This window comes from Ureibacillus sp. FSL K6-3587 (genome assembly GCF_038593165.1).
Lineage (GTDB): Bacteria > Bacillota > Bacilli > Bacillales_A > Planococcaceae > Ureibacillus > Ureibacillus suwonensis.
In genome coordinates this window covers 369,606-389,890 of the sequence record NZ_CP151969.1, presented here as the reverse complement: position 1 = coordinate 389,890, position 20,285 = coordinate 369,606, and the positions used below count along the sequence as shown (strand labels likewise).

Genomic DNA, 20,285 nt, shown 5'->3' with positions numbered 1-20,285 from the left:
TACTGTCATCTTTCTCCCGATTAAATCTGACAACTTCTTTAAAACAATGGCGCTTATTTGCACCAATATTCCACGAATGATAAAATGAAAGTTAAGACTGAATGGGAAGTGAAGATTTTCGATGGCAAATATTTTAAATAAATTATTCGATGTTAACAAAAAAGAATTGAAACGGTTGAATAAAATCGCGGATGAAGTGGATGCATTGGCTCCACAAATGGAAAAGCTTTCTGATGAAGAACTTCGCAATAAAACAGAGGAATTCAAAGCGCGTTATCAAAACGGTGAAAGTTTGGACGACTTGTTGCCTGAAGCTTTCGCTGTTTGCCGTGAAGCCGCGCGAAGAGTGCTCGGCTTGTACCCTTATCGCGTGCAAGTGATGGGGGCCGCGGTGTTGCATGACGGAAACATCGCTGAAATGAAAACCGGGGAAGGGAAAACATTGACTTCCACAATGGCTGTTTATTTGAATGCCCTTCCAGGCGAAGGTGTCCATGTGGTGACAGTCAATGAATACCTGGCAAAACGTGACGCCACAGAAATGGGCAAACTGTATGAATTTTTAGGTTTGACGGTTGGGCTCAACTTGAACAGCTTGACGAAAGAAGAAAAACGCGCGGCTTATGCAGCGGACATTACATACAGCACCAATAATGAACTTGGTTTCGACTATTTGCGCGACAACATGGTGCTTTATAAAGAGGATAAAGTGCAACGGCCATTAAACTTCGCCATTGTCGACGAGGTGGACTCCATCTTGATCGATGAAGCGAGAACACCGTTGATCATTTCCGGACATGCAGGGCGTTCCGCCAAACTTTATGTTCAGGCGAATGCTTTCGTCCGCATGCTCAAAAAAGATGAAGATTATACGTATGATGAAACGACAAAAACCGTTACACTTACGGAAAGCGGTATTACGAAAGCGGAAAAAGCGTTCGGTATCGACAACTTGTACGATTTGTCCCATGTCCGCTTGCTCCATGCCATCAACCAATCCTTGAAAGCCCATGTGGCGATGCACCGGGATGTGGACTATGTGGTGCAAGACGGGGAAGTCATCATCGTCGACAGCTTCACTGGCCGTTTGATGAAAGGACGCCGTTATTCCGACGGGCTTCATCAGGCGATTGAAGCGAAGGAAGGCGTGGAAATCCAAAACGAATCCATGACAATGGCAACGATCACCTTCCAAAACTACTTCCGTATGTACAAAAAATTGGCCGGTATGACCGGTACAGCGAAAACGGAAGAAGAGGAATTCCGCAATATCTACAATATGAACGTTGTGGTGATTCCGACAAACAAACCGGTTGCCCGTATCGACAAACCGGATCTCATTTATGCCACAATGAAAGGGAAATTTGAAGCGGTGGTCAGAGACATTGCGGAACGCCATGCCAAAGGGCAACCGGTGCTTGTGGGTACGGTGGCCATTGAAACCTCTGAAATCATTTCGGAGATGTTGAAAAAACATAAAATTCCGCATAACGTATTGAATGCGAAAAACCATGAACGGGAAGCGGAAATTATCGCCCAAGCCGGACAAAAAGGCGCCGTGACCATCGCGACCAACATGGCCGGCCGTGGTACGGACATCAAGCTCGGCGAAGGGGTCAAAGAGCTTGGCGGACTTGCGGTCATCGGGACAGAACGCCACGAATCCAGACGTATTGACAACCAGTTGCGCGGTCGTTCCGGACGTCAGGGGGATCCTGGGGTATCCCAATTCTATTTGTCCCTTGAAGATGATTTGATGCGCCGCTTCGGTTCCGACAGCATGAAAGCCATGATGACGAAATTGGGGATGGACGATTCCCAGCCGATCCAGTCAAGAATGGTGTCCAAAGCGGTGGAATCCGCCCAAAAACGCGTGGAAGGCAACAACTTTGATGCCCGTAAACGTTTGTTGCAATACGATGAAGTGTTGCGCCAACAACGGGAAGTGATTTACAAAGAGCGGAATGCGGTGTTGGAATCCGAAAACATGCGCGAACTGGTGGAAAACATAATCCGCGAATCCATCGAAAACATGGTGCATACGCATACGGCAGGCAATAAAGATGACTGGAACTTCAAGGCGATGGAAGATTATATCAAAGCCAATCTCCTCGATGAAGGCGAGATTACGGTGAACGATCTTCAAGATAAATCCCCTGAAGAAATGATCGAGTTCATTTACGATAAAGTGATTGAACGCTATAACGAAAAAGAACAAGAATTGACGCCTGAGCGCATGCGCGAGTTCGAGAAAGTCATCTTGCTCCGTTCCATCGATACGAAATGGATCGACCATATCGACGCAATGGACCAATTGCGTCAAGGTATCCACCTCCGCGCTTATGGACAAACAGATCCGTTGCGTGAGTATGAGCAAGAAGGTTTCGCGATGTTTGAAGATATGGTTGCCGCCATCCGCGAAGATGTGACAAGATATGCGATGAAAGCACAAATCCGCAGCAACTTGGAACGTGAAGAAGTGGCAAAAGGACAAGCGGTGAATCCGAAAGAAGACGGCGAAAAGCCGAAACGCCAACCAATCCGCAAAAAACAGGAAATCGGAAGAAATGACCCATGTCCATGCGGCAGCGGCAAAAAATATAAAAACTGCCATGGCGCAATATCCTAATGTGATTTTGCATAAGATGGGTTTGTGAAATTCAGGTTTTACGTACAATGGTATTTATCCAAAACCGTTGTCATCTTTCCGATGGCGCGGTTTTGTTTCGTGAGGATGTGCATGGCGGCGGGATGCCGCTATTGTTCCCATTCAAAATCAAATGGATAAATGGAGGAACTTTTATGGAATTATCAGATGTGAGAAACACGTTGGAAAATACAGCCGAAAAATTGGCGGATTTCAGGGGGTCTCTTTGACTTAGAAAACAAAGAAGCCCGCATTCAAGAGTTGGAAGAAATCATGATGATGCCGGATTTCTGGGATGATCAAAACAAAGCCCAAAGCATCATTAATGAAGTCAATAGTTTAAAATCCATCGTGAATGAACTGAATGATTTATCTTCCACTCAAGAAAATTTGGAAATGACCCTTGAACTGTTGAAAGAAGAGCCGGATGAAGATTTGCAGGCAGAGCTCGTCCAGGAGTTGAAAGAGTTCGAGGAAAGATTGGAAAACTTTGAGTTGCAGCTTTTATTAAGCGAACCTTATGATAAAAACAATGCCATCCTGGAGCTTCACCCGGGAGCAGGCGGTACGGAATCCCAGGACTGGGCTTCCATGCTTCTCCGCATGTATACGCGTTGGGCGGAAAAACATGGCTTCAAAGTGGAGACGCTGGATTATCTTCCTGGGGATGAAGCCGGAATCAAATCGGTGACATTGCTCATTAAAGGCCATAACGCATACGGTTACTTAAAGGCGGAAAAAGGGGTGCATCGCCTCGTGCGCATTTCGCCTTTCGATGCAAACGGCCGCCGTCATACTTCTTTCGTTTCTTGCGAAGTGATGCCTGAGTTCAATAATGAAATTGAAATCGAAATCCGTCCGGAAGATTTGAAAATCGATACGTACCGTTCCACTGGTGCAGGCGGCCAGCACGTCAACACGACGGATTCCGCTGTCCGCATCACCCACATCCCGACAGGCATTGTGGTGTCTTGCCAGGCGGAACGTTCCCAAATCAAAAACCGCGAAAAAGCGATGAACATGTTGAAAGCGAAATTGTATCAATTGGAAATTGAAAAGCAGGAGCAAGAATTGGCCGCACTCCGCGGGGAGCAAAAGGAAATCGGATGGGGCTCCCAAATCCGTTCATATGTGTTCCATCCATATTCCATGGTAAAAGACCACCGCACGAATGTGGAGACCGGAAATGTCCAAGCGGTGATGGATGGCGAGATTGACATGTTTATTAACGCATATTTGCGCTCCCAAATCGCATCGAAAAAATAATGGATGGTTGAAAGCGTGCAGAATCAATGGATGGTTCTGCACGTTTTTTTGTTTGAATAGGAGCCAATTTTGGCGAAGCACATTGAAAGATGTTATTTGTGCAAGTGGTGATGGGATTTGAGGTGCTATCCGAGCAAGCAGAGGTGCTATCCGCGCAAGTGAAATATGCATTGGCAGGAGTTGAGAGTGAATCTGCACGAAACGCTCCCCCATAAATGCCCTTCATCCCCCAATCCCCCTTCATCCCAATGTCAGAAACTTATACAACCAATAATTTACAGTTAGTAGGCAACCATCTGGTTGTCTACTTTTAAAAATACTATTCAACCCACTAGCGTCGCATAAATAAGTTTTGAAATTTCAGATTTTATTTTTCTGGAAAATTAGCGAAAAACGAAAACACCTAAATAAAGGTAGTAAACATCCATTTTTTACCTATAGCTTAAGACGAGTGCAACAACGACAAATCAACCTTTAAGGAACGCTCATCCCTTCGATTTTCCGTAACCAAATGTGTGCAGATTTCCATAAAGCTGCTTTCAAATATCGACTTATTTGTAACGTACTTCGGTCACTATTAGTGTTCAACTGAGCTAACACATTTAAACAGTATACAATCATCGCTACGTATACTTGGTTGTGTACGGCTTGTTCACTGTGGCCGTAGAACTTCTTGATATTCAAGTGTTGTTTCATCCATTTGAAAAAGAGTTCAATGGCCCAACGTGACTTATAGATTTCAGCGATTTCATCTGCATCCATATCAAAACGATTCGTCAGTAAATGAAGTTCATTTCCTTTTGTATCCAACAATTTGATGAGACGGAACGCGTTTTCAGAACGATTTTGCGTGGTTCCAATAACCACCATTTCATCGGAGAATACAGGCGAATCTTCAGGTAACGAAAATCGTTCTAACACACGGACGACAGCGTTTTTTCGTAAACGTGAAACAAAGAAATACCCATCATCCGTCATACGGTCAAATCGCTCATAATCTAAGTATCCACGATCGAACACGTACAGGCATTCTTGATCATCAATGAATACCTCTAATTGACCACGATCATGTTCGATTGCGTTTGTCAGTACGGCCTTGTCGGGATAAGAAAGTCTTTTTTCCATGAATACAAGACGCAAGTGAAGCTTCACGCCCGATTTTGTTTTTCGGAACTCTGCCCATTTGTGGTTCGTCAAATTCAGTGGCAACGTACTCGAATCAATGATTTTTAGTGGCGTTGTCAGCTTTCTTCGCTTTTGAAAATGTGTTTTCTCATGAATTTGAGCCACTAAATCAAGAAAAATCGATTGAAAGAAAACCGTTGGAATGGCATTGATTCGTCTTCCTAATTGGGAAAAGCTAATCGATGGAAGACCTGTTGCACGTTGTAATTCTTCAGAAAAAACAGCGTCACTTAAAGCTCGCAAACTCTCGGTTTCATGTAATTGAGCGTACAACAGTAATTTCAGAAATGAAGCCATATAAAGCTTCTTTGTATAGTAATCTAAATGATAGGCTTTCACCATATCGTCAAATAAGTTGAAATTAATTGGTGAAAACCATTGTTCAAATGATGTTTTTCGTGTAAACTTATCCATAATCGTGATTCCTTTATATTGGATTTGGATAGGTTTACTACCACCAAACCATTATAAAGGATTTTTCTGTGAAAATAATTTAATTCCACTTAGCCCATGAATAGCTTCAATCTATTGAGGGTAATATATAAATAACCTAAAAAAGACAATAAGAAAGCAGAGCTACCTAATGGAAGGTAACTTTGTTTAAACTTATTCTTCTTTGGTTATACTAATTAATTAAAGGTTCTTTATAAGGCTCCTTATTAATTAGCATGGAGTAAATGATTCGAAGCATTCGATGCGATATGGCAACGAGTGCTTTTTTCTTTCCTCTTCTTGCAGCAATCGACCAATATTTAGCAGCTAACCAACGATTCCTACTTCTAGAGATTGCCCATGCTACTTCGCACAGTACAGTTTTGATATGAGGATTCCCTTTAGTCGTTTTAGTTGACTTTCGTTTTCCTGCACTTTCATGATTTCCTGGAGCAACTCCGGCCCAAGACGCTAAGTGTTGAGAGGTAGGAAATTGTTCCATGTTCACCCCAATCTCTGCAATAATAATTGCTGCGGAATCCTTTTTAATACCCGGAATCGTTAGTAATAACTCCACTTCTTCTTTATAATTCTTCAGAATTTCATCTATTCTTTCCTCGATTTGGCTGATTAATGATTCTAAATAAACGATGTGTTGCCAAGATTGTTTGATTAGAAAGATTTGATGATCGTTTAAAGTACCGAATAAAGAGTCTGTAATCATTTGTTTTTTGTGCTTCATTCTTCCGTGAATACTAATTTCTACATCAATGGAATCAACATATCCATTTTGAATTAATTTGGATAGAAGTTTTCTTCCAGAAACACCAAACACATCTGAAATAACTGAATTTAGTTTAACATTTGAGCATTCTAATACTTTCAGAATCCTATTTTTTTCTGAAGTCAAATGGCCGATCCATTTTTTACGAAGCCGAGTTAAATCACGAAGGTTTCGTATATCTTCTGGTGGAACAAAACTTTTTTCAATCAGTCCATAACGCAATAACTTCGCAATCCACTCTGCATCCGAAACATCTGTTTTTCTTCCAGGGACATTCTTGATTCTTTGAGCATTCGCTAATGTAATATCAAAGTAATCCTCCAAAATGTTATAAACAGGTTTCCAATAAACTCCAGTACTCTCCATCGCAATGTGCGTAATGCCATGGTTTTCCAACCACTTTAGTAAACGAAAGAGATCCTTTGTTAAAGTGGGGAAAGTTTCTGTTTCAATGAATAATTCATCGTCCTGTTCGCCAATCATGACACAAGCAACAATTGTTTCAGCATGTACATCTAATCCTGCACAACGTGTCATCAGTACATCCAATATAATCCCTCCCATAAAGTAGATTCACAAACAGCGAGTGAATTTGAAATATAAGCATTTTTCTGTACGTAGTCATCATTCCAAATGAATGAGCTAACAATGGGTTGTTCACCAAATCCACTCAAACAGTTTTTTATTCAGGGTATCATCCACCATAAAAGCCTACGTATTGTTAACTGTTTGTGTTATCTACATTATGGGAAAGAAATATCCATTTTCATGCCAGGGTTGTGAATGAAAATTCATGATTGTTTTTTATGGAAAAATATAGTTACAGAAAATTCAGATTTATTATGTCTATTGATATTTTTTATGCGACACTAGTGTATTCAACCTACAAAGTGTTGATAATTTTCTAAAATCGGCTAAAAAAGGCAATAGGATGCCCGGGGCTTAAATTTTTATTTTTTTAAGCCCCTAATTTATTTACATTTAATAAACAAATAGGTTATATTTATCCTACGTATTGTTTATAGACACCTTTTTTGGTTTAGGGGATACTTTGTTGAGGACAGACCATTCCTTCGTGGGTAGCTTCTCCCAAACCGAATAGGTGTCTTATTTCTTATAATCACTTTCATGATTTTTGTAAACATTCTCTCTCTTTTGATTGGACAATCTTCTAATAATAAGTGAACCATCCTATCTTTTAATTTTCCTATTAAGATATTTGTGTTTACTTGATAATCATGTTTTCGTCTTTTTTTCTTACTCTCCTCATTAATTGTTTCATTGGCATCATTTCTCAATAAACTGACCATATTCGATAAATATATTGATGCATAGAAATCTTGTTCAATTGCGATTTTCGAACTACCCGTGAAATTTTCTATTTCGATTTTATTTTTCACATCATTATATTCTGTTTCAATTCCCCAGCGTTTAAAATAAAGAGATTTAAACTCAGAGATATCAAACTCTTCCTCGGTTAAATTTGTGACAAGTATTTCTTCCGTGCCAGAATCCAGTGGGAATCTAACTACACGAGCAGTAATCACTTGTTTCCTATGTATTATATGAATGTTTTGATCAGCATCTTTCGCTTCGACAATTTCCTTTATCGTATTTTTTTGACATCGCATCACATATTTGATACCAAGGGCATCTAAATAGGCAATAAAATCTCTCGATGGATACCCTCGATCAAATAAAAAAAGATCATTTTTTAATCCAATTTGTACGAGTTCTTCAATCATATCCTTTGCACTATCTCGCTCAGCTACCTTATATGGATTGATTCTAGAAGTAATAATGATTCCATTCTCAAGATCGTAAATACAAGAGGCACTAGCTCTTGCATAACTTGTCTTATGATTTTTTCCATACCCAAAATAATTTCGAAGCTCCTCAGTATCAGGAATTTGGAGCACACTTCCATCGATTGCGCAAAGTCTAAATCCACGATAAGTTTTAAAGGAATTTTCTTCATAATACCAATTCACAATCGCTTTTGTAAGTTTTACAAAAGCGAGAGGAGAAATCTTTTTTCGTGCGGCTGAATAGCCTTGTTTGGAAATACTAATTTCTGATAAATTAAATTTGTCGAAAAAGTCGTCAAGTTCAATTTGGAGGCTCTTTTTAACAAAGTTTAAGCTAAATAGAATAGTATTTTTAAAATTTAACTTCTTTTCTTTTCGTGTAAAATACGTTTCTTTTGTCCGAGATTCAAGCATAAACATCACATCATTCAGCAACTTTCGAGTAATCTCAATTGCCCCTAAAAAAGTACTTTTTGTTTTCAAAAAAACCACCATCCTCGTTTTATTAACCAAAAATTGGATTCTAAAACGATTTTGGTGGCCTTTTTAAAATTACAAGAGGCTTATTACCTAATTTTATAAAAGTTAAATTAAATATTATTTTCCATTAAATGTAACGTTAAGTTGATGACATTGCCCTTCATCCCCACTAAATAAACCATCATCTAACCCCATTTAGGCAGCATCCACACCAATAATGGATTTTATCCCCACAAAGTGGCCTCCCATAGTTCAAAACCGCACCCTCCATTTAAAAAAGAAAAAAGCTGCCAAAAAGTCGATATCAATCCACTTTCAGGCAGCCATTTCATATGAACACGGAGCCCACCCTTTTTACAGGGGGAAGATTGGGTGAGCTCCGAATCACACCCTCTTCAGAAAGTAATGTATTTTGATCAAATTGGCTTCTCCCCAACAAATCCACAATTGCATTTTTCATGGAATATGTTCTATAATAGAAATAGAACATTTGTTCCTATCCAAAGATTTTTATCAGGGAGGAATTTGTATGGCGCACATCCCGATTGAAGCTGTGCCGTATTTGGAATCAGCCATTTATTTGCCGATGTTGCTCATCGTGTTGGAAAAAGATTATGAACTTATAGAGAAAGGTCCGTTTAAATTAAAGCGGCCGTATGTACACTTGATTGAAGAAGCCAAAAAGTTGGCCGAGAAAGATTTGCAAAACACCAAATCCTATTTGAAAAAGAATTCTTTAAAGGTCGTTCAAGGGAAAAGGGACGACCTGTTCACAGAATACCTGTTTTATTACAAGCAGGTTTCCGAAGTCAGAAGGTATTCCAATATCCGGTTGCGAAATCGTGTTGAGGAATTGTTGAATGATTATTTGTCATCATCCGGGTCATCCAGAAAATCCAGTTCCCTTTGAAAAAGCTTTCTCTGTTTTAACGCATATTTTAGAAGCATTGTGGCACATGCGTATTGTGCGCAGAAAGAAGTGTAGTGGATGGGCAATTCGATTTCCACTTCATTTTTTAAAGTGATGATGGTGCCATCTTTGCCTTTTCGGATGTTAATAATCGCATGTTGCGCAATCCAAATATTTTTTGAAGAAGAGGGTGATAGGACCGGTAAAAAGACGTAAGGTTGATCATAAGACAAAACGATTGGAACTTTATGTTTCCCCTTCCCCAAAAACCTTTTTGAAAAGTCCATAGACGCTTTGTAAGTGGTGCCCAGCTTTCTGAAAGTGTCATTGAGGAGTTTCAGCGGTTTCTTATCGATGTAAAAAATTTCGAATTTGTCATAGACCCGTGAACAAGATTTGCCGTTATACTCGACAGGTTCTACGACATACGTATTAGGAGTAATGTAATACCAATCGAAATCTTTCAAATCAGCCATTTTTTTCACCCTTTCTAAAAATATGGTAATTTGGTAGTTCTAATATCATAATAATAGGAAAGTGCTAGAAAATCAATACAAATTTTTGAAAATAAAGAATAAACTGAAAAACGATATTTTAACCCGTTTTTGCGACCAAAATCAAAATTTCGGCATTCCATTTCGCATAATGATGCGGAAAATCAAAAAGTGAATTCATGCACATATATGCTTTTTTACACATAATAAAAAGGAAAAAGAAAGTAGAAATGACTAAAATTATACTGCAAGAGTTTTATTTTTCTAAAAATATTGAAAATTCACACCCGATTTTTTATAATAGAAAAAAGGAATCGGGGTGATATCGATGGATAAAAATAATTTTTACGCAAACTTCTCTAGTGCAGCAGGGTCAAATCCAGCAGTAAACGATTCTGAAAAATTGTTGAACGAAATTTACGTAGACTTGTTCTTGAACCGATTACAAAGATTACATCGGATTGAACAATTAAGGAATTTCATCGATCAGGCGTTGGATGAAAGAAATGAAGAAGCGTTCCATAAATATGCGAAGGAATTGAATGAGTTGCAGGAGTCACTGAACTGAGCCACCACTATCCATATAAAAAAAGCCGCCTTTTGCACAAGCTTATACAAGCATGCAAAAGGCGGCATTTTTTGTGCCTGTAAACACGTTTTTCAGAATGTACGTTCGCGAAATGAATGATATTTACAGTAGGATATGCTAAAATATTCATACGACATATTGGGAAAGGACGAGTGAAATATGGCCGATACTTTTGAATTGCACGCTCCCTATCAGCCGAGTGGCGATCAGCCAAAAGCGATTGCCCAGCTTGTTCAAGGCATCCGGGAAGGCAAAAAGCATCAAACGCTGCTCGGTGCGACAGGAACGGGGAAAACCTTCACCATTTCGAACGTCATCCAGGAAGTCAATAAACCGACGTTGGTCATTGCCCATAACAAGACCCTCGCCGGACAACTATACAGCGAATTCAAACAGTTTTTCCCGAACAATGCAGTGGAATATTTCGTCAGCTACTACGACTACTATCAACCGGAAGCGTATGTGCCGCAATCGGATACATACATCGAAAAAGATGCCAGCATCAACGACGAGATCGATAAACTGCGCCACTCCGCCACAAGCGCGTTGTTTGAAAGAAGAGATGTCATCATTGTGGCATCCGTTTCCTGCATTTACGGTTTAGGGGATCCGGACGAGTACCGCGAGATGGTGGTGTCCATCCGAAAAGGGATGGAAATCGAGCGGAATCAGCTGCTCCGCCGGTTAGTGGACATCCAGTACGAAAGAAATGATGTGAACTTCCAGCGTGGTACGTTCCGGGTGCGCGGGGACGTAGTGGAAATCTTCCCGGCTTCCCGGGATGAACATTGCATCCGCATCGAATTTTTCGGGGATGAAGTCGACCGTATCCGGGAAGTGGATGCATTGACCGGAGAAATCATCGGGGACCGCAATCACGTCGCCATCTACCCGGCTTCCCACTTCGTTACAAGAGAAGACAAAATGAAAAAGGCCATTGAAAACATCGAGAAAGAGTTGGAAGAACAACTGGAAAAATTCAGAGCGGAAGGAAAACTCCTGGAAGCGCAGCGTTTGGAACAGCGCACAAAATACGACTTGGAAATGATGCGGGAAATGGGCTACTGCTCCGGCATCGAAAACTATTCCCGCCACTTGACATTGCGGGAACCGGGAGCCACTCCGTATACGTTGCTGGATTATTTCCCGGATGATTTCTTGATTGTTGTGGATGAAAGCCACGTGACATTGCCGCAAATCCGGGGCATGTATAACGGCGACCAGGCCCGGAAACAAGTGTTGGTGGATTACGGTTTCCGATTGCCTTCAGCCCTTGACAACCGCCCGTTGAAATTTGAGGAATTTGAACAGCATATCCATCAAGCCATTTATGTATCCGCAACGCCTGGACCGTATGAGAAAGAGCATTGTCCGGAAATGATTGAACAAATCATCCGGCCGACGGGACTGCTTGATCCGACGGTTGACGTCCGTCCAATTGAAGGCCAAATTGATGATTTGGTGGATGAAATTCAAAAGCGGACGAAGAAAAATGAACGGGTGCTTGTGACCACATTGACGAAAAAAATGGCGGAAGATTTGACGGATTATTTGAAGGAAATGGGCATCAAAGTGGCCTATCTTCACTCTGAAATCAAAACCCTTGAGCGGATCGAAATCATTCGCGAATTGAGAAAAGGGACTTATGATGTGCTTGTCGGCATCAACTTGCTGCGGGAAGGTTTGGATATTCCGGAAGTATCGTTGATCGCGATTCTGGATGCGGATAAAGAAGGGTTCCTGCGCTCGGAAACATCCTTGATCCAAACGATTGGGCGCGCAGCCCGGAACGCCAATGGCCATGTCATCATGTATGCCGATACCATCACGGATTCGATGAGAAAAGCCATTGAAGAAACGAAACGCCGCCGTTCCATTCAGGAAGCTTATAATAAGGAACATGGCATCACACCAAAAACGATTCGAAAAGAAATTCCTGAACTGATCCGCGCAACCCATGCGGCGGAAGAGGAAGAAAAATATATTACAAAAGTGACAAAAGGCAAGAAATTGACGAAATCCGAATTGGAAAAATTAATTGAAGCATTGGAGAAAGAAATGAAAGAAGCTGCCAAGGCGCTGGACTTCGAACGGGCAGCGGAATTGCGGGATACCATTTTTGAATTGAAATCAGAGATGTGACAGAATGGTCCGGTCAAAAAGAACAAGGGGGAAGGAAAATCCCCCGCTACTCGAAAACAGAAAGGTGACGAATGTGGAAAATAAGCAAATCGTCGTGCGAGGTGCACGTTCCCATAACTTGAAAAATATTGATGTAACGATTCCCCGGGACAAGCTTGTCGTGTTGACGGGCCTTTCCGGTTCCGGGAAATCTTCTTTGGCCTTTGATACGATTTACGCGGAAGGGCAACGTAGATATGTGGAGTCTTTGTCCAGCTATGCCCGCCAGTTTTTGGGACAAATGGACAAGCCGGATGTGGATTCCATAGAAGGGTTGTCCCCGGCGATTTCCATCGACCAGAAAACGACAAGCCGCAACCCCCGTTCAACGGTGGGGACGGTAACGGAAATTTACGACTACTTGCGCTTGTTGTTTGCCCGCATCGGGAAGCCGGTCTGCCCGACTCATGGAATTGAAATTACATCCCAAACGATTGAACAAATGGTGGACCGCATTATGGAATATCCGGAGCGGACAAAGGTGCAACTGTTGGCGCCGGTGGTTTCCGGGAAAAAGGGAACGCATGCGAAGCTTTTGGAAGATTTGAAAAAACAAGGCTATGTCCGTGTCCGCGTCGATGGGGAACTGCGTGACTTGGATGATAACATTGAACTGGATAAAAATAAAAAGCACAACATCGAAGTGGTGGTGGACCGCATCATCATCAAAGAAGGCGTTGAAGCGCGGTTGAGCGATTCGTTGGAGACGGCGCTGAAACTTGCCGATGGACGGGTCGTCGTGGATGTGATGGAGCATGAGGAATTGTTGTTCAGCGAGCACCATGCGTGTCCCATCTGCGGATTTTCCATTGGAGAACTGGAACCGCGCATGTTCTCCTTCAACAGTCCATTCGGGGCATGTCCGGAGTGCGATGGACTTGGCTCCAAATTAAAAGTGGACATCGATTTGGTGATTCCTGATTGGAATAAAACCCTTGAAGAAAATGCCATCGCGCCATGGGAACCGACAAGCTCCCAATACTACCCGCAGTTGCTGAAAGCGGTGTGCAGCCATTACAACATTCCGATGGACGTGCCGGTATCCCAATTGCCGAAGGAACAATTGGACATCATTTTATATGGTTCAAACGGGGAAAAAATCCATTTCTATTACGAAAGCGAATATGGCAGCGTCCACAATAAAGATATTGTCTTTGAAGGCGTCGTGCACAACATCGAACGCCGCTACCGGGATTCCACATCCGATTGGGTGCGGGAGACGATGGAAAAATTCATGACGGAGCAGAAATGTTCAACCTGCAAGGGGCAACGGTTAAAACCGGAAAGCCTCGCCGTCAAAATTGACGGAAAAAATATTTCGGAAGTGACGGATTTATCCGTTGCGGAACTGTATCAATACTTTTCCGATATTCAATTATCGGATAAGGACATGCAAATCGCCCGTTTGATTTTGAAAGAAATCAAGGACCGCCTGGAGTTTTTATTGAATGTCGGTTTGGAATATTTGACATTGAGCCGCACAGCCGGAACGTTATCCGGGGGAGAAGCCCAGCGCATCCGTTTGGCGACCCAAATCGGCTCACGGCTCACAGGGGTATTGTATGTGCTGGACGAGCCATCAATCGGATTGCATCAGCGGGATAATGACAAATTGATCCATACGTTGCAACAAATGCGGGATCTTGGCAATACGTTGCTTGTGGTGGAACATGATGAAGATACGATGCTTGCGGCGGATTATTTGATCGATGTCGGTCCCGGAGCCGGTTCCCGCGGCGGGGAAATAGTGGCAGCCGGAACGCCGGAAGAAGTGATGAATAATGAAAAATCCATCACAGGGCAATATTTGAGCGGCAAGAAATTCATCCCACTGCCCCGCGACCGGAAAAAACCGGATGGCCGTAAAATTACGATTAAAGGCGCCGCGGAAAATAATCTGAAAAACATCAAAGTGGACATTCCATTAGGCATGTTTGTGGCGGTGACCGGTGTATCCGGCTCCGGAAAATCCACATTGGTGAATGAGATTTTATACAAAAAACTGGCCCATGAATTGAATGGGGCAAGAACAAAACCGGGGAAACATAAGGAAATCACCGGCCTTGAATATTTGGACAAAGTGATCGACATCGACCAGTCGCCAATCGGACGCACGCCCCGTTCCAACCCGGCCACATATACAGGCGTATTTGATGACATCCGCGAAGTGTTTGCTTCAACGAATGAAGCGAAAGTGCGCGGCTATAAGAAAGGCCGATTCAGCTTCAACATCAAAGGCGGACGGTGCGAAGCCTGCTCCGGCGATGGCATCATCAAAATCGAAATGCACTTCTTGCCGGATGTGTACGTTCCATGTGAAGTCTGCCATGGAAAACGGTACAACCGCGAAACGTTGGAAGTGAAATACAAAGGCAAAAACATTGCCGATGTATTGGATATGACCATTGAAGAAGCGACGGAGTTTTTTGAAAACATTCCAAAAATCCACCGGAAGCTTCAAACATTGGTGGATGTCGGGCTCGGTTATATGAAATTGGGACAGCCTGCCACAACCTTGTCCGGTGGGGAAGCGCAGCGGGTGAAGCTGGCTTCTGAATTGCATCGCCGCTCAACAGGAAAATCTTTCTATATCTTGGACGAGCCGACGACCGGACTTCATACGGACGACATTGCAAGACTGCTTTCGGTGTTGCAGCGCCTGGTGGAAAATGGTGACACAGTGCTTGTGATTGAGCATAACTTGGACGTGATCAAAACGGTGGATTATATTATCGACTTGGGTCCGGAAGGCGGGGACAAAGGCGGCACGGTGGTCGCGACAGGCACACCTGAAGAAGTGGCCGAGCATGAGAATTCGTATACCGGCCGCTACTTGAAACCGATTTTGGAACGGGATCGCAAACGGATGGAAAAGCTGTTGGCCCAAGCCGCGGATAAGTAAGCAATAGGAAATAGTAGCACGCAGGACAGTGCTACTATTTTTTATTTGTATAAAAGAAAAATATTTATTTTGAAGATGCACTCATTTCGGGAAGGTGAAATTTTTCCCCTAGGCGATTATTCTTCCAAATGTGGCGATAAAATTCATCCCCTTGGCGAATAAATACTCCACTTCGCGATGATCGCATTGAAAAAAAGGGAAAATGTTTTCTTTTCCCAAACACCCCATCAAACTGACATGGTCTTATTATTAATAATTGACACTTTTATAGATGTCAATCTTCTGCTAATGTAATGATAAATTTCATTGCGCTAAAGGGGATGAAGAATATGCAAAATTCAAGGACAAAGACCGTTGATTTGGTCATCCAGGCGATGTTGATTGCCCTTGTATTCATATCCACCGTATTTTTGAATATTAAATTGCCGATTGCTTCAAATGGCGGGTTGGTTCATCTGGGAACGGCGATGCTATTTATTGCATCCATTTTATTTGGCCCCAAAAAAGGAGCGATTGCAGGGGCGGTTGGAATGGGGTTATTTGATCTTGTTGGCGGCTGGCTTGTATGGGCCCCAATTACGATTATATCCAGAGCATTACAAGGATATATTGTCGGAAAAATCGCTTGGTCAAAGGGAAGCCAAGGGGAAAGCCTTCCGAAAAACATTTTTGCGATGATTGTATCCGTTCCTGTGATGATTGGTGTATATTACATCGGGGAAGCCATCATGTTTTCAAGTTTGATTATTCCACTGACTTCAATTCCAGGGGATCTGGTGCAAAACGCGATCGGAATGATGATTGCCATCCCGGTTTGCCTCGTATTGAAAAAAATTCCGTACATTGCATCCTTCGCTCGATAAAAATGTGCTAGATTCCGTTTACATCCGTCTTATATTTCTAAAATTCGGAGGAATAGGTTCACTTAACCTATTTATTCATCAATAAAGTTGCCAATCCCGGTTAGAGAAGGGAGATCGGCGGCTTTTTTTTATTTGTTGATAAATCATAAACGGAACTGAACGGCTCAAAAGCTTTCAATCCAATTGTCACATCATCCGTCACCACATGGGTTAGTCTTAGAAAGAAATTGTAGACAAACCATTAGAAGATCGGGATAAAAAATTAAGATTAAATTAAGATTTATATCGCTTTAACTTAAGAATTTTCCGCTAGCATAAAAGTTGGAATACAGAATTTTGGGGGAATCTTAAATGAAAAAAATTTTTAAACATGGCTTATTGGATTGTTTTAGTATTTTATTCGTATCTGCTGATTGATACGGTATTTTTGGCAAGAGATGTCCGCCGAAGCATTAACATCGTTCCCTTTGACATGATTTCCGAACAAGGATTTACGATAAATGTATGGGGAAATGTCTTGATGTTTATTCCATTGGGAGTCTATTTTGCAGACAATATGAAACAGTTCCGTTTTTGGAAAGTGTTAGGGGGAATCATTGGGACAAGCTTGGCCATTGAAGTGCTGCAATATATTTTTAAATGTGGGGCAAGTGATATCGATGATTTAATATTAAATACCATCGGTGGCTTGCTGGGAATATTTATTTATCTGTTATTGAAAAGCATATCCAAATCAAAAGAGCAGGTACATATCGCCGTTTCCATCCTGTCCATTATAGTGGGTGTTCCCGTGATTTTATTGATGATCATCATTTTTGCCTATAACCATTAAAGTATATGGTTTTCAGAAAAACCGAATGAAAATGTCAAATTTTTGCCCCCTCATCAATCCTTTGAACCGTATGCCGTCACCGAAAATGGTTCATAATAATCCAATGTATTCTTAACATAAAATTGAAAACTTTATAATTTTGATAAAACAGGAAACTTTTTTGGGAATTCTAACGTATATGATGATATAGAACTATGAGGGAGGCAGTAAATATGGATAACGAACGCAAACGGATCATCAAATTAGTTGAAGAAGGAGCCATCTCTGCGGAAGAAGCGATCACTTTGCTTGAAGCGCTCAATAAAAAGCAAAGTTCCACAACGACCGAATCTCAATCCAACGCAGTTCCATTGCCACCAACAAACGAACAGTCATCCCACCAAGAGCAGCAATCCGAGTCGAAAAAAACAACAGGCTTTGAAGATATTTTTGGAAAAAACTTTAACAACAAAGAGTTCAGTAAAAAAATGGACGAGATCGTGAATGAAGTGAAAGAAGACTTGACGGAATTCTCCAAAAGCATGATGGGCGTCATCGGTACCGCTTTCAAAAAATTGAAAGAATTGGACATTGAATTTCCTTTGAGTAATCCAAAAGTGGAATTTGAAAAGCAATATTCCTTTAACGGCGATGAAGTGAGAGGCATCCAAATCGAAATTCCAAACGGGAAAGTGGAAGCGGTACGCTCCGATTCCAATGAGCTGAAAGTCGTGGCGAAAGTCAAAACATTTGCCATCGACAATGATGAGGATAAGACGATTGCCGAATTTGAGCGGGATTTTGTCCGATTTAATGATGGCAAATTGGAATTGAAATGCCCATCCAAGTTGACGCAAGTGAATGTGCAACTTTCCATTCCGGAAAAACAGTATGATATTGTGTTGATGAAGCTGTTGAACGGCGGCGTGTCCATTGACGGTGTGAATGCGAAACTCGTAAAATTGCGCACGTACAACGGACCAATCAAATATGCGGTTGGCCAATTTGAAAATGCGAATGTGGAATCCGGCAATGGCCCGATTGAAATTGTGCATGTAAAAGGGGAAGATTTGGAAGTTCAAACGGTGAATGGACGAATCTATATAGATGGAGAACTCAGAGAAGTGGAAGCGGAATCGGCAAACGGCGCGGTCATTGTTACAACAAATGATAAAAACGCGCGGAAAGTGAAAGCTCAAACGGTTGCCGGCGCTGTGGAGCTGTACGTTCCGAAAAACGTTTCCATCAACGGTACCGCATCGACCAATGTAGGAAAAATCGACCTCGGCCTGCAAGATGTGGTGACACGTACGGTGGAAGATCAATTCTTCGCCAAAACGATGCACTTCGATAAAATCATCGAAAATGCCCCAGTATTAAAATTGACAGGCGAATCCCGCACAGGAAGCATCATTATCCGATACACGACATTAGGTCAGGAATCCTGATATTTTCAGGGTTCCCGACCCTTCTTTTAGCCGATCCTAAACGGACTCGCTAGTACCTACGATTCGTGGGCACTATTGCAGTCGCTACTAAAGGAAAAATTTCCTTCAGTTAATTATCACGGTCAGAAATTGGACCCGTTAACCAACCGAAAATTCGGCTCGTTAACCGGCTCAAATTTGAGCTCGTTAAAGCTCATTCCCAGCAAAATGGGAACGTATCAAAAAGTGCGGAATTCGCCAAACATATTCAAAAAGTCACAGTCATACTTTGTATTGTAAGTGTGTATGAATTGCCTATTGGACATCTTAGGGGCTAAAGTTACCTTTTAATAGGTATATGTTTATCACGCAGAGGGTTTTTGGCATAAAATAAAATATCTAAATGATGTTTGGTTAAAAATATGATTGATTTGATATATTTTTATCACATTCAGCCTAAATAGTAGAAAAAGTAAAAGAAAATGTGTATCATTTCATTAAAAAAAGTATCGAAATTTAAAACAAAATAATAACAAAGGTTGCAATTTCTCTAGTAACTTAACTGTTTGAATTAAATACCATTATTTAAGAAGTTGAAAGTTGTGATGTTAATGTTGAGGTCGTTTATAGGTTATCACGGAACAAGTTCAGCATGCAAAGAAAAAATATGTAAATATGGTTTTAATATTAAAAAATATACGTTTAATAAAGCGAGTTTAGAACAGGTTCCTGGAGATTTAGGTGCTGGTGCATATTTTTATTTAGATTCCATAGAAAATGCACGTAAATTTGCTGAAAAACAAATTAAAGAGGAAGATATTGCAATTCTTAAATGCGAAATTGTAGTAGCTGAAGAAAATATTTTAGATATGGATGAAGAAGGAAATGCGGAGATTTTTAACGAATTACGTAATAATGATAAAGAACTTAAAGCACTTGCACGTAGATACAAATCGAATATTGGAGGTAAAGGTAGGCATAATTTAGATGGTGTAATATTAGAATCTCTTATACATAAATATAACTTAGATGTACATCTGGTTAAAAAAAAGACGTATACACCTTTTAAAGGATTGCCGAGAAATTCAAATTATTTTAACGGAACGGAATTATGTGTGAAAAAAAAGGACATCATTAAAACGATGGTTAGTGTAGATTATAAGAAAGAGGTGTAAAATATGGGAATTAAATTAAGTGATTTTATTAAAGATCCTCATAACGTGTTTACTCAAGAAGAAGCTGAAATGATTTATTTAGCAGCAGGTTATGTTGATTTAGGGAATGAGTATCCGGGTTATATTGAAGCATCAATTGATATTGATCAAGAAGAGGATTTTGATTTTGATAATCTGTTCACTTTAGATTCTGACAACTACAACTTTAATTTTAGTCAGACATTATTTTACAATAATGATAATTCAAATTTAAGATTTAATAGTAAATCAAAAGGTATAAAAATCAAGATTAGTCAATTAAAAAGCAATGCATTAGAAGGGGCAGCTTAAA

General features: G+C 41.1%; 17 protein-coding genes. 13 read left to right on the top strand and 4 right to left on the bottom strand.

Features of this window, described 5'->3' with window-relative positions:
• Positions 1-121 precede the first annotated feature (121 nt).
• The 4 genes from secA (at position 122) to NSS77_RS01900 (ending at position 4,128) form a co-directional block, all read left to right on the top strand.
• Positions 122-2,629: a preprotein translocase subunit SecA gene (gene secA, locus NSS77_RS01915; protein ID WP_342470143.1), complete on the top strand. Its 2,508-nt coding sequence runs from the start codon at positions 122-124 to the stop codon at positions 2,627-2,629.
• A gap of 47 nt (positions 2,630-2,676) precedes the next feature.
• Positions 2,677-2,877 carry a hypothetical protein gene (locus NSS77_RS01910; protein WP_342471326.1) on the top strand — a complete coding sequence of 67 codons (201 nt, stop codon included), beginning with the start codon at positions 2,677-2,679 and terminating at the stop codon, positions 2,875-2,877.
• Positions 2,803-3,913, top strand: a protein-coding gene (prfB, locus tag NSS77_RS01905; RefSeq protein ID WP_342470142.1) for a peptide chain release factor 2 whose coding sequence is annotated in 2 segments (ribosomal slippage) — positions 2,803-2,874 and positions 2,876-3,913 — 1,110 coding nt in all. Because the reading frame shifts where the segments join, the coding sequence is not laid out codon by codon here. The genes NSS77_RS01910 and prfB overlap by 75 nt, the downstream gene beginning before the upstream one ends.
• 89 nt (positions 3,914-4,002) lie before the next feature.
• Positions 4,003-4,128, top strand: a complete 126-nt coding sequence (locus NSS77_RS01900; protein ID WP_342470141.1) for a hypothetical protein — start codon at positions 4,003-4,005, stop codon at positions 4,126-4,128.
• Between the two features lie 259 nt (positions 4,129-4,387).
• Here the strand turns inward: NSS77_RS01900 and NSS77_RS01895 are convergent, their stop codons facing one another.
• From NSS77_RS01895 to NSS77_RS01885, 3 genes are all read right to left on the bottom strand, one after another.
• The gene (locus tag NSS77_RS01895; RefSeq protein ID WP_096550083.1) at positions 4,388-5,512 is read right to left on the bottom strand and encodes an IS4 family transposase; all 1,125 of its coding nucleotides are present in this window, start codon (positions 5,510-5,512) and stop codon (positions 4,388-4,390) included.
• Positions 5,513-5,723: 211 nt separating this feature from the next.
• On the bottom strand, positions 5,724-6,863 hold the full coding sequence (locus tag NSS77_RS01890) for an IS110 family transposase (protein WP_342468460.1): 1,140 nt from the start codon (positions 6,861-6,863) through the stop codon (positions 5,724-5,726).
• Positions 6,864-7,333: 470 nt separating this feature from the next.
• Positions 7,334-8,614: an IS4 family transposase gene (locus NSS77_RS01885; protein WP_340715701.1), complete on the bottom strand. Its 1,281-nt coding sequence runs from the start codon at positions 8,612-8,614 to the stop codon at positions 7,334-7,336.
• Positions 8,615-9,131: 517 nt separating this feature from the next.
• Here NSS77_RS01885 and NSS77_RS01880 point away from each other — a divergent pair.
• Positions 9,132-9,512, top strand: a complete 381-nt coding sequence (locus tag NSS77_RS01880; RefSeq protein WP_342470140.1) for a hypothetical protein — start codon at positions 9,132-9,134, stop codon at positions 9,510-9,512.
• Here the strand turns inward: NSS77_RS01880 and NSS77_RS01875 are convergent.
• Positions 9,467-9,988 (bottom strand): competence protein ComK, encoded by a 522-nt coding sequence (locus NSS77_RS01875; RefSeq protein ID WP_342470139.1) that lies wholly within the window; start codon positions 9,986-9,988, stop codon positions 9,467-9,469. The two genes, NSS77_RS01880 and NSS77_RS01875, sit on opposite strands and share 46 nt — an antisense overlap.
• Before the next feature lie 346 nt (positions 9,989-10,334).
• On the opposite strand from NSS77_RS01875, the gene NSS77_RS01870 reads away from it, so the two are divergent.
• The 8 genes from NSS77_RS01870 to NSS77_RS01835 all read left to right on the top strand — a co-directional run bounded on the left by NSS77_RS01870 (position 10,335) and on the right by NSS77_RS01835 (position 20,284).
• Positions 10,335-10,574 carry an IDEAL domain-containing protein gene (locus tag NSS77_RS01870; protein ID WP_342470138.1) on the top strand — a complete coding sequence of 80 codons (240 nt, stop codon included), beginning with the start codon at positions 10,335-10,337 and terminating at the stop codon, positions 10,572-10,574.
• 180 nt (positions 10,575-10,754) lie between these two features.
• Positions 10,755-12,737, top strand: coding sequence for an excinuclease ABC subunit UvrB (gene uvrB, locus NSS77_RS01865; RefSeq protein WP_342470137.1), 1,983 nt, complete (start codon positions 10,755-10,757; stop codon positions 12,735-12,737).
• 73 nt (positions 12,738-12,810) lie between these two features.
• The gene (uvrA, locus tag NSS77_RS01860) at positions 12,811-15,678 is read left to right on the top strand and encodes an excinuclease ABC subunit UvrA (protein ID WP_342470136.1); all 2,868 of its coding nucleotides are present in this window, start codon (positions 12,811-12,813) and stop codon (positions 15,676-15,678) included.
• A gap of 320 nt (positions 15,679-15,998) precedes the next feature.
• Positions 15,999-16,541 carry an ECF transporter S component gene (locus tag NSS77_RS01855; protein ID WP_342470135.1) on the top strand — a complete coding sequence of 181 codons (543 nt, stop codon included), beginning with the start codon at positions 15,999-16,001 and terminating at the stop codon, positions 16,539-16,541.
• A gap of 370 nt (positions 16,542-16,911) precedes the next feature.
• Complete coding sequence (locus tag NSS77_RS01850) at positions 16,912-17,373, top strand: VanZ family protein (protein ID WP_342470134.1); 462 nt, start codon at positions 16,912-16,914, stop codon at positions 17,371-17,373.
• A 212-nt stretch (positions 17,374-17,585) separates the two neighbouring features.
• Positions 17,586-18,800, top strand: coding sequence for a DUF4097 family beta strand repeat-containing protein (locus NSS77_RS01845; RefSeq protein WP_342470132.1), 1,215 nt, complete (start codon positions 17,586-17,588; stop codon positions 18,798-18,800).
• Positions 18,801-19,381: 581 nt separating this feature from the next.
• The gene (locus NSS77_RS01840) at positions 19,382-19,954 is read left to right on the top strand and encodes a hypothetical protein (protein WP_342470131.1); all 573 of its coding nucleotides are present in this window, start codon (positions 19,382-19,384) and stop codon (positions 19,952-19,954) included.
• A 3-nt stretch (positions 19,955-19,957) separates the two neighbouring features.
• Positions 19,958-20,284 carry a hypothetical protein gene (locus tag NSS77_RS01835; protein ID WP_342470130.1) on the top strand — a complete coding sequence of 109 codons (327 nt, stop codon included), beginning with the start codon at positions 19,958-19,960 and terminating at the stop codon, positions 20,282-20,284.
• The last annotated feature ends 1 nt before the right edge of the window (position 20,285 follow it).

Bases quoted from the DNA above. Each gene is read 5' to 3' on its own strand.
- secA (WP_342470143.1), top strand. From the start codon at position 122: ATGGCAAATATTTTAAATAAATTATTCGATGTTAACAAAAAAGAATTG.
- NSS77_RS01910 (WP_342471326.1), top strand. From the start codon at position 2,677: ATGGTATTTATCCAAAACCGTTGTCATCTTTCCGATGGCGCGGTTTTG.
- NSS77_RS01900 (WP_342470141.1), top strand. From the start codon at position 4,003: ATGTTATTTGTGCAAGTGGTGATGGGATTTGAGGTGCTATCCGAGCAA.
- NSS77_RS01895 (WP_096550083.1), bottom strand. From the start codon at position 5,512: ATGGATAAGTTTACACGAAAAACATCATTTGAACAATGGTTTTCACCA.
- NSS77_RS01880 (WP_342470140.1), top strand. From the start codon at position 9,132: ATGGCGCACATCCCGATTGAAGCTGTGCCGTATTTGGAATCAGCCATT.
- NSS77_RS01875 (WP_342470139.1), bottom strand. From the start codon at position 9,988: ATGGCTGATTTGAAAGATTTCGATTGGTATTACATTACTCCTAATACG.
- NSS77_RS01870 (WP_342470138.1), top strand. From the start codon at position 10,335: ATGGATAAAAATAATTTTTACGCAAACTTCTCTAGTGCAGCAGGGTCA.
- uvrB (WP_342470137.1), top strand. From the start codon at position 10,755: ATGGCCGATACTTTTGAATTGCACGCTCCCTATCAGCCGAGTGGCGAT.
- NSS77_RS01855 (WP_342470135.1), top strand. From the start codon at position 15,999: ATGAAGAATATGCAAAATTCAAGGACAAAGACCGTTGATTTGGTCATC.
- NSS77_RS01850 (WP_342470134.1), top strand. From the start codon at position 16,912: ATGGCTTATTGGATTGTTTTAGTATTTTATTCGTATCTGCTGATTGAT.
- NSS77_RS01845 (WP_342470132.1), top strand. From the start codon at position 17,586: ATGGATAACGAACGCAAACGGATCATCAAATTAGTTGAAGAAGGAGCC.
- NSS77_RS01835 (WP_342470130.1), top strand. From the start codon at position 19,958: ATGGGAATTAAATTAAGTGATTTTATTAAAGATCCTCATAACGTGTTT.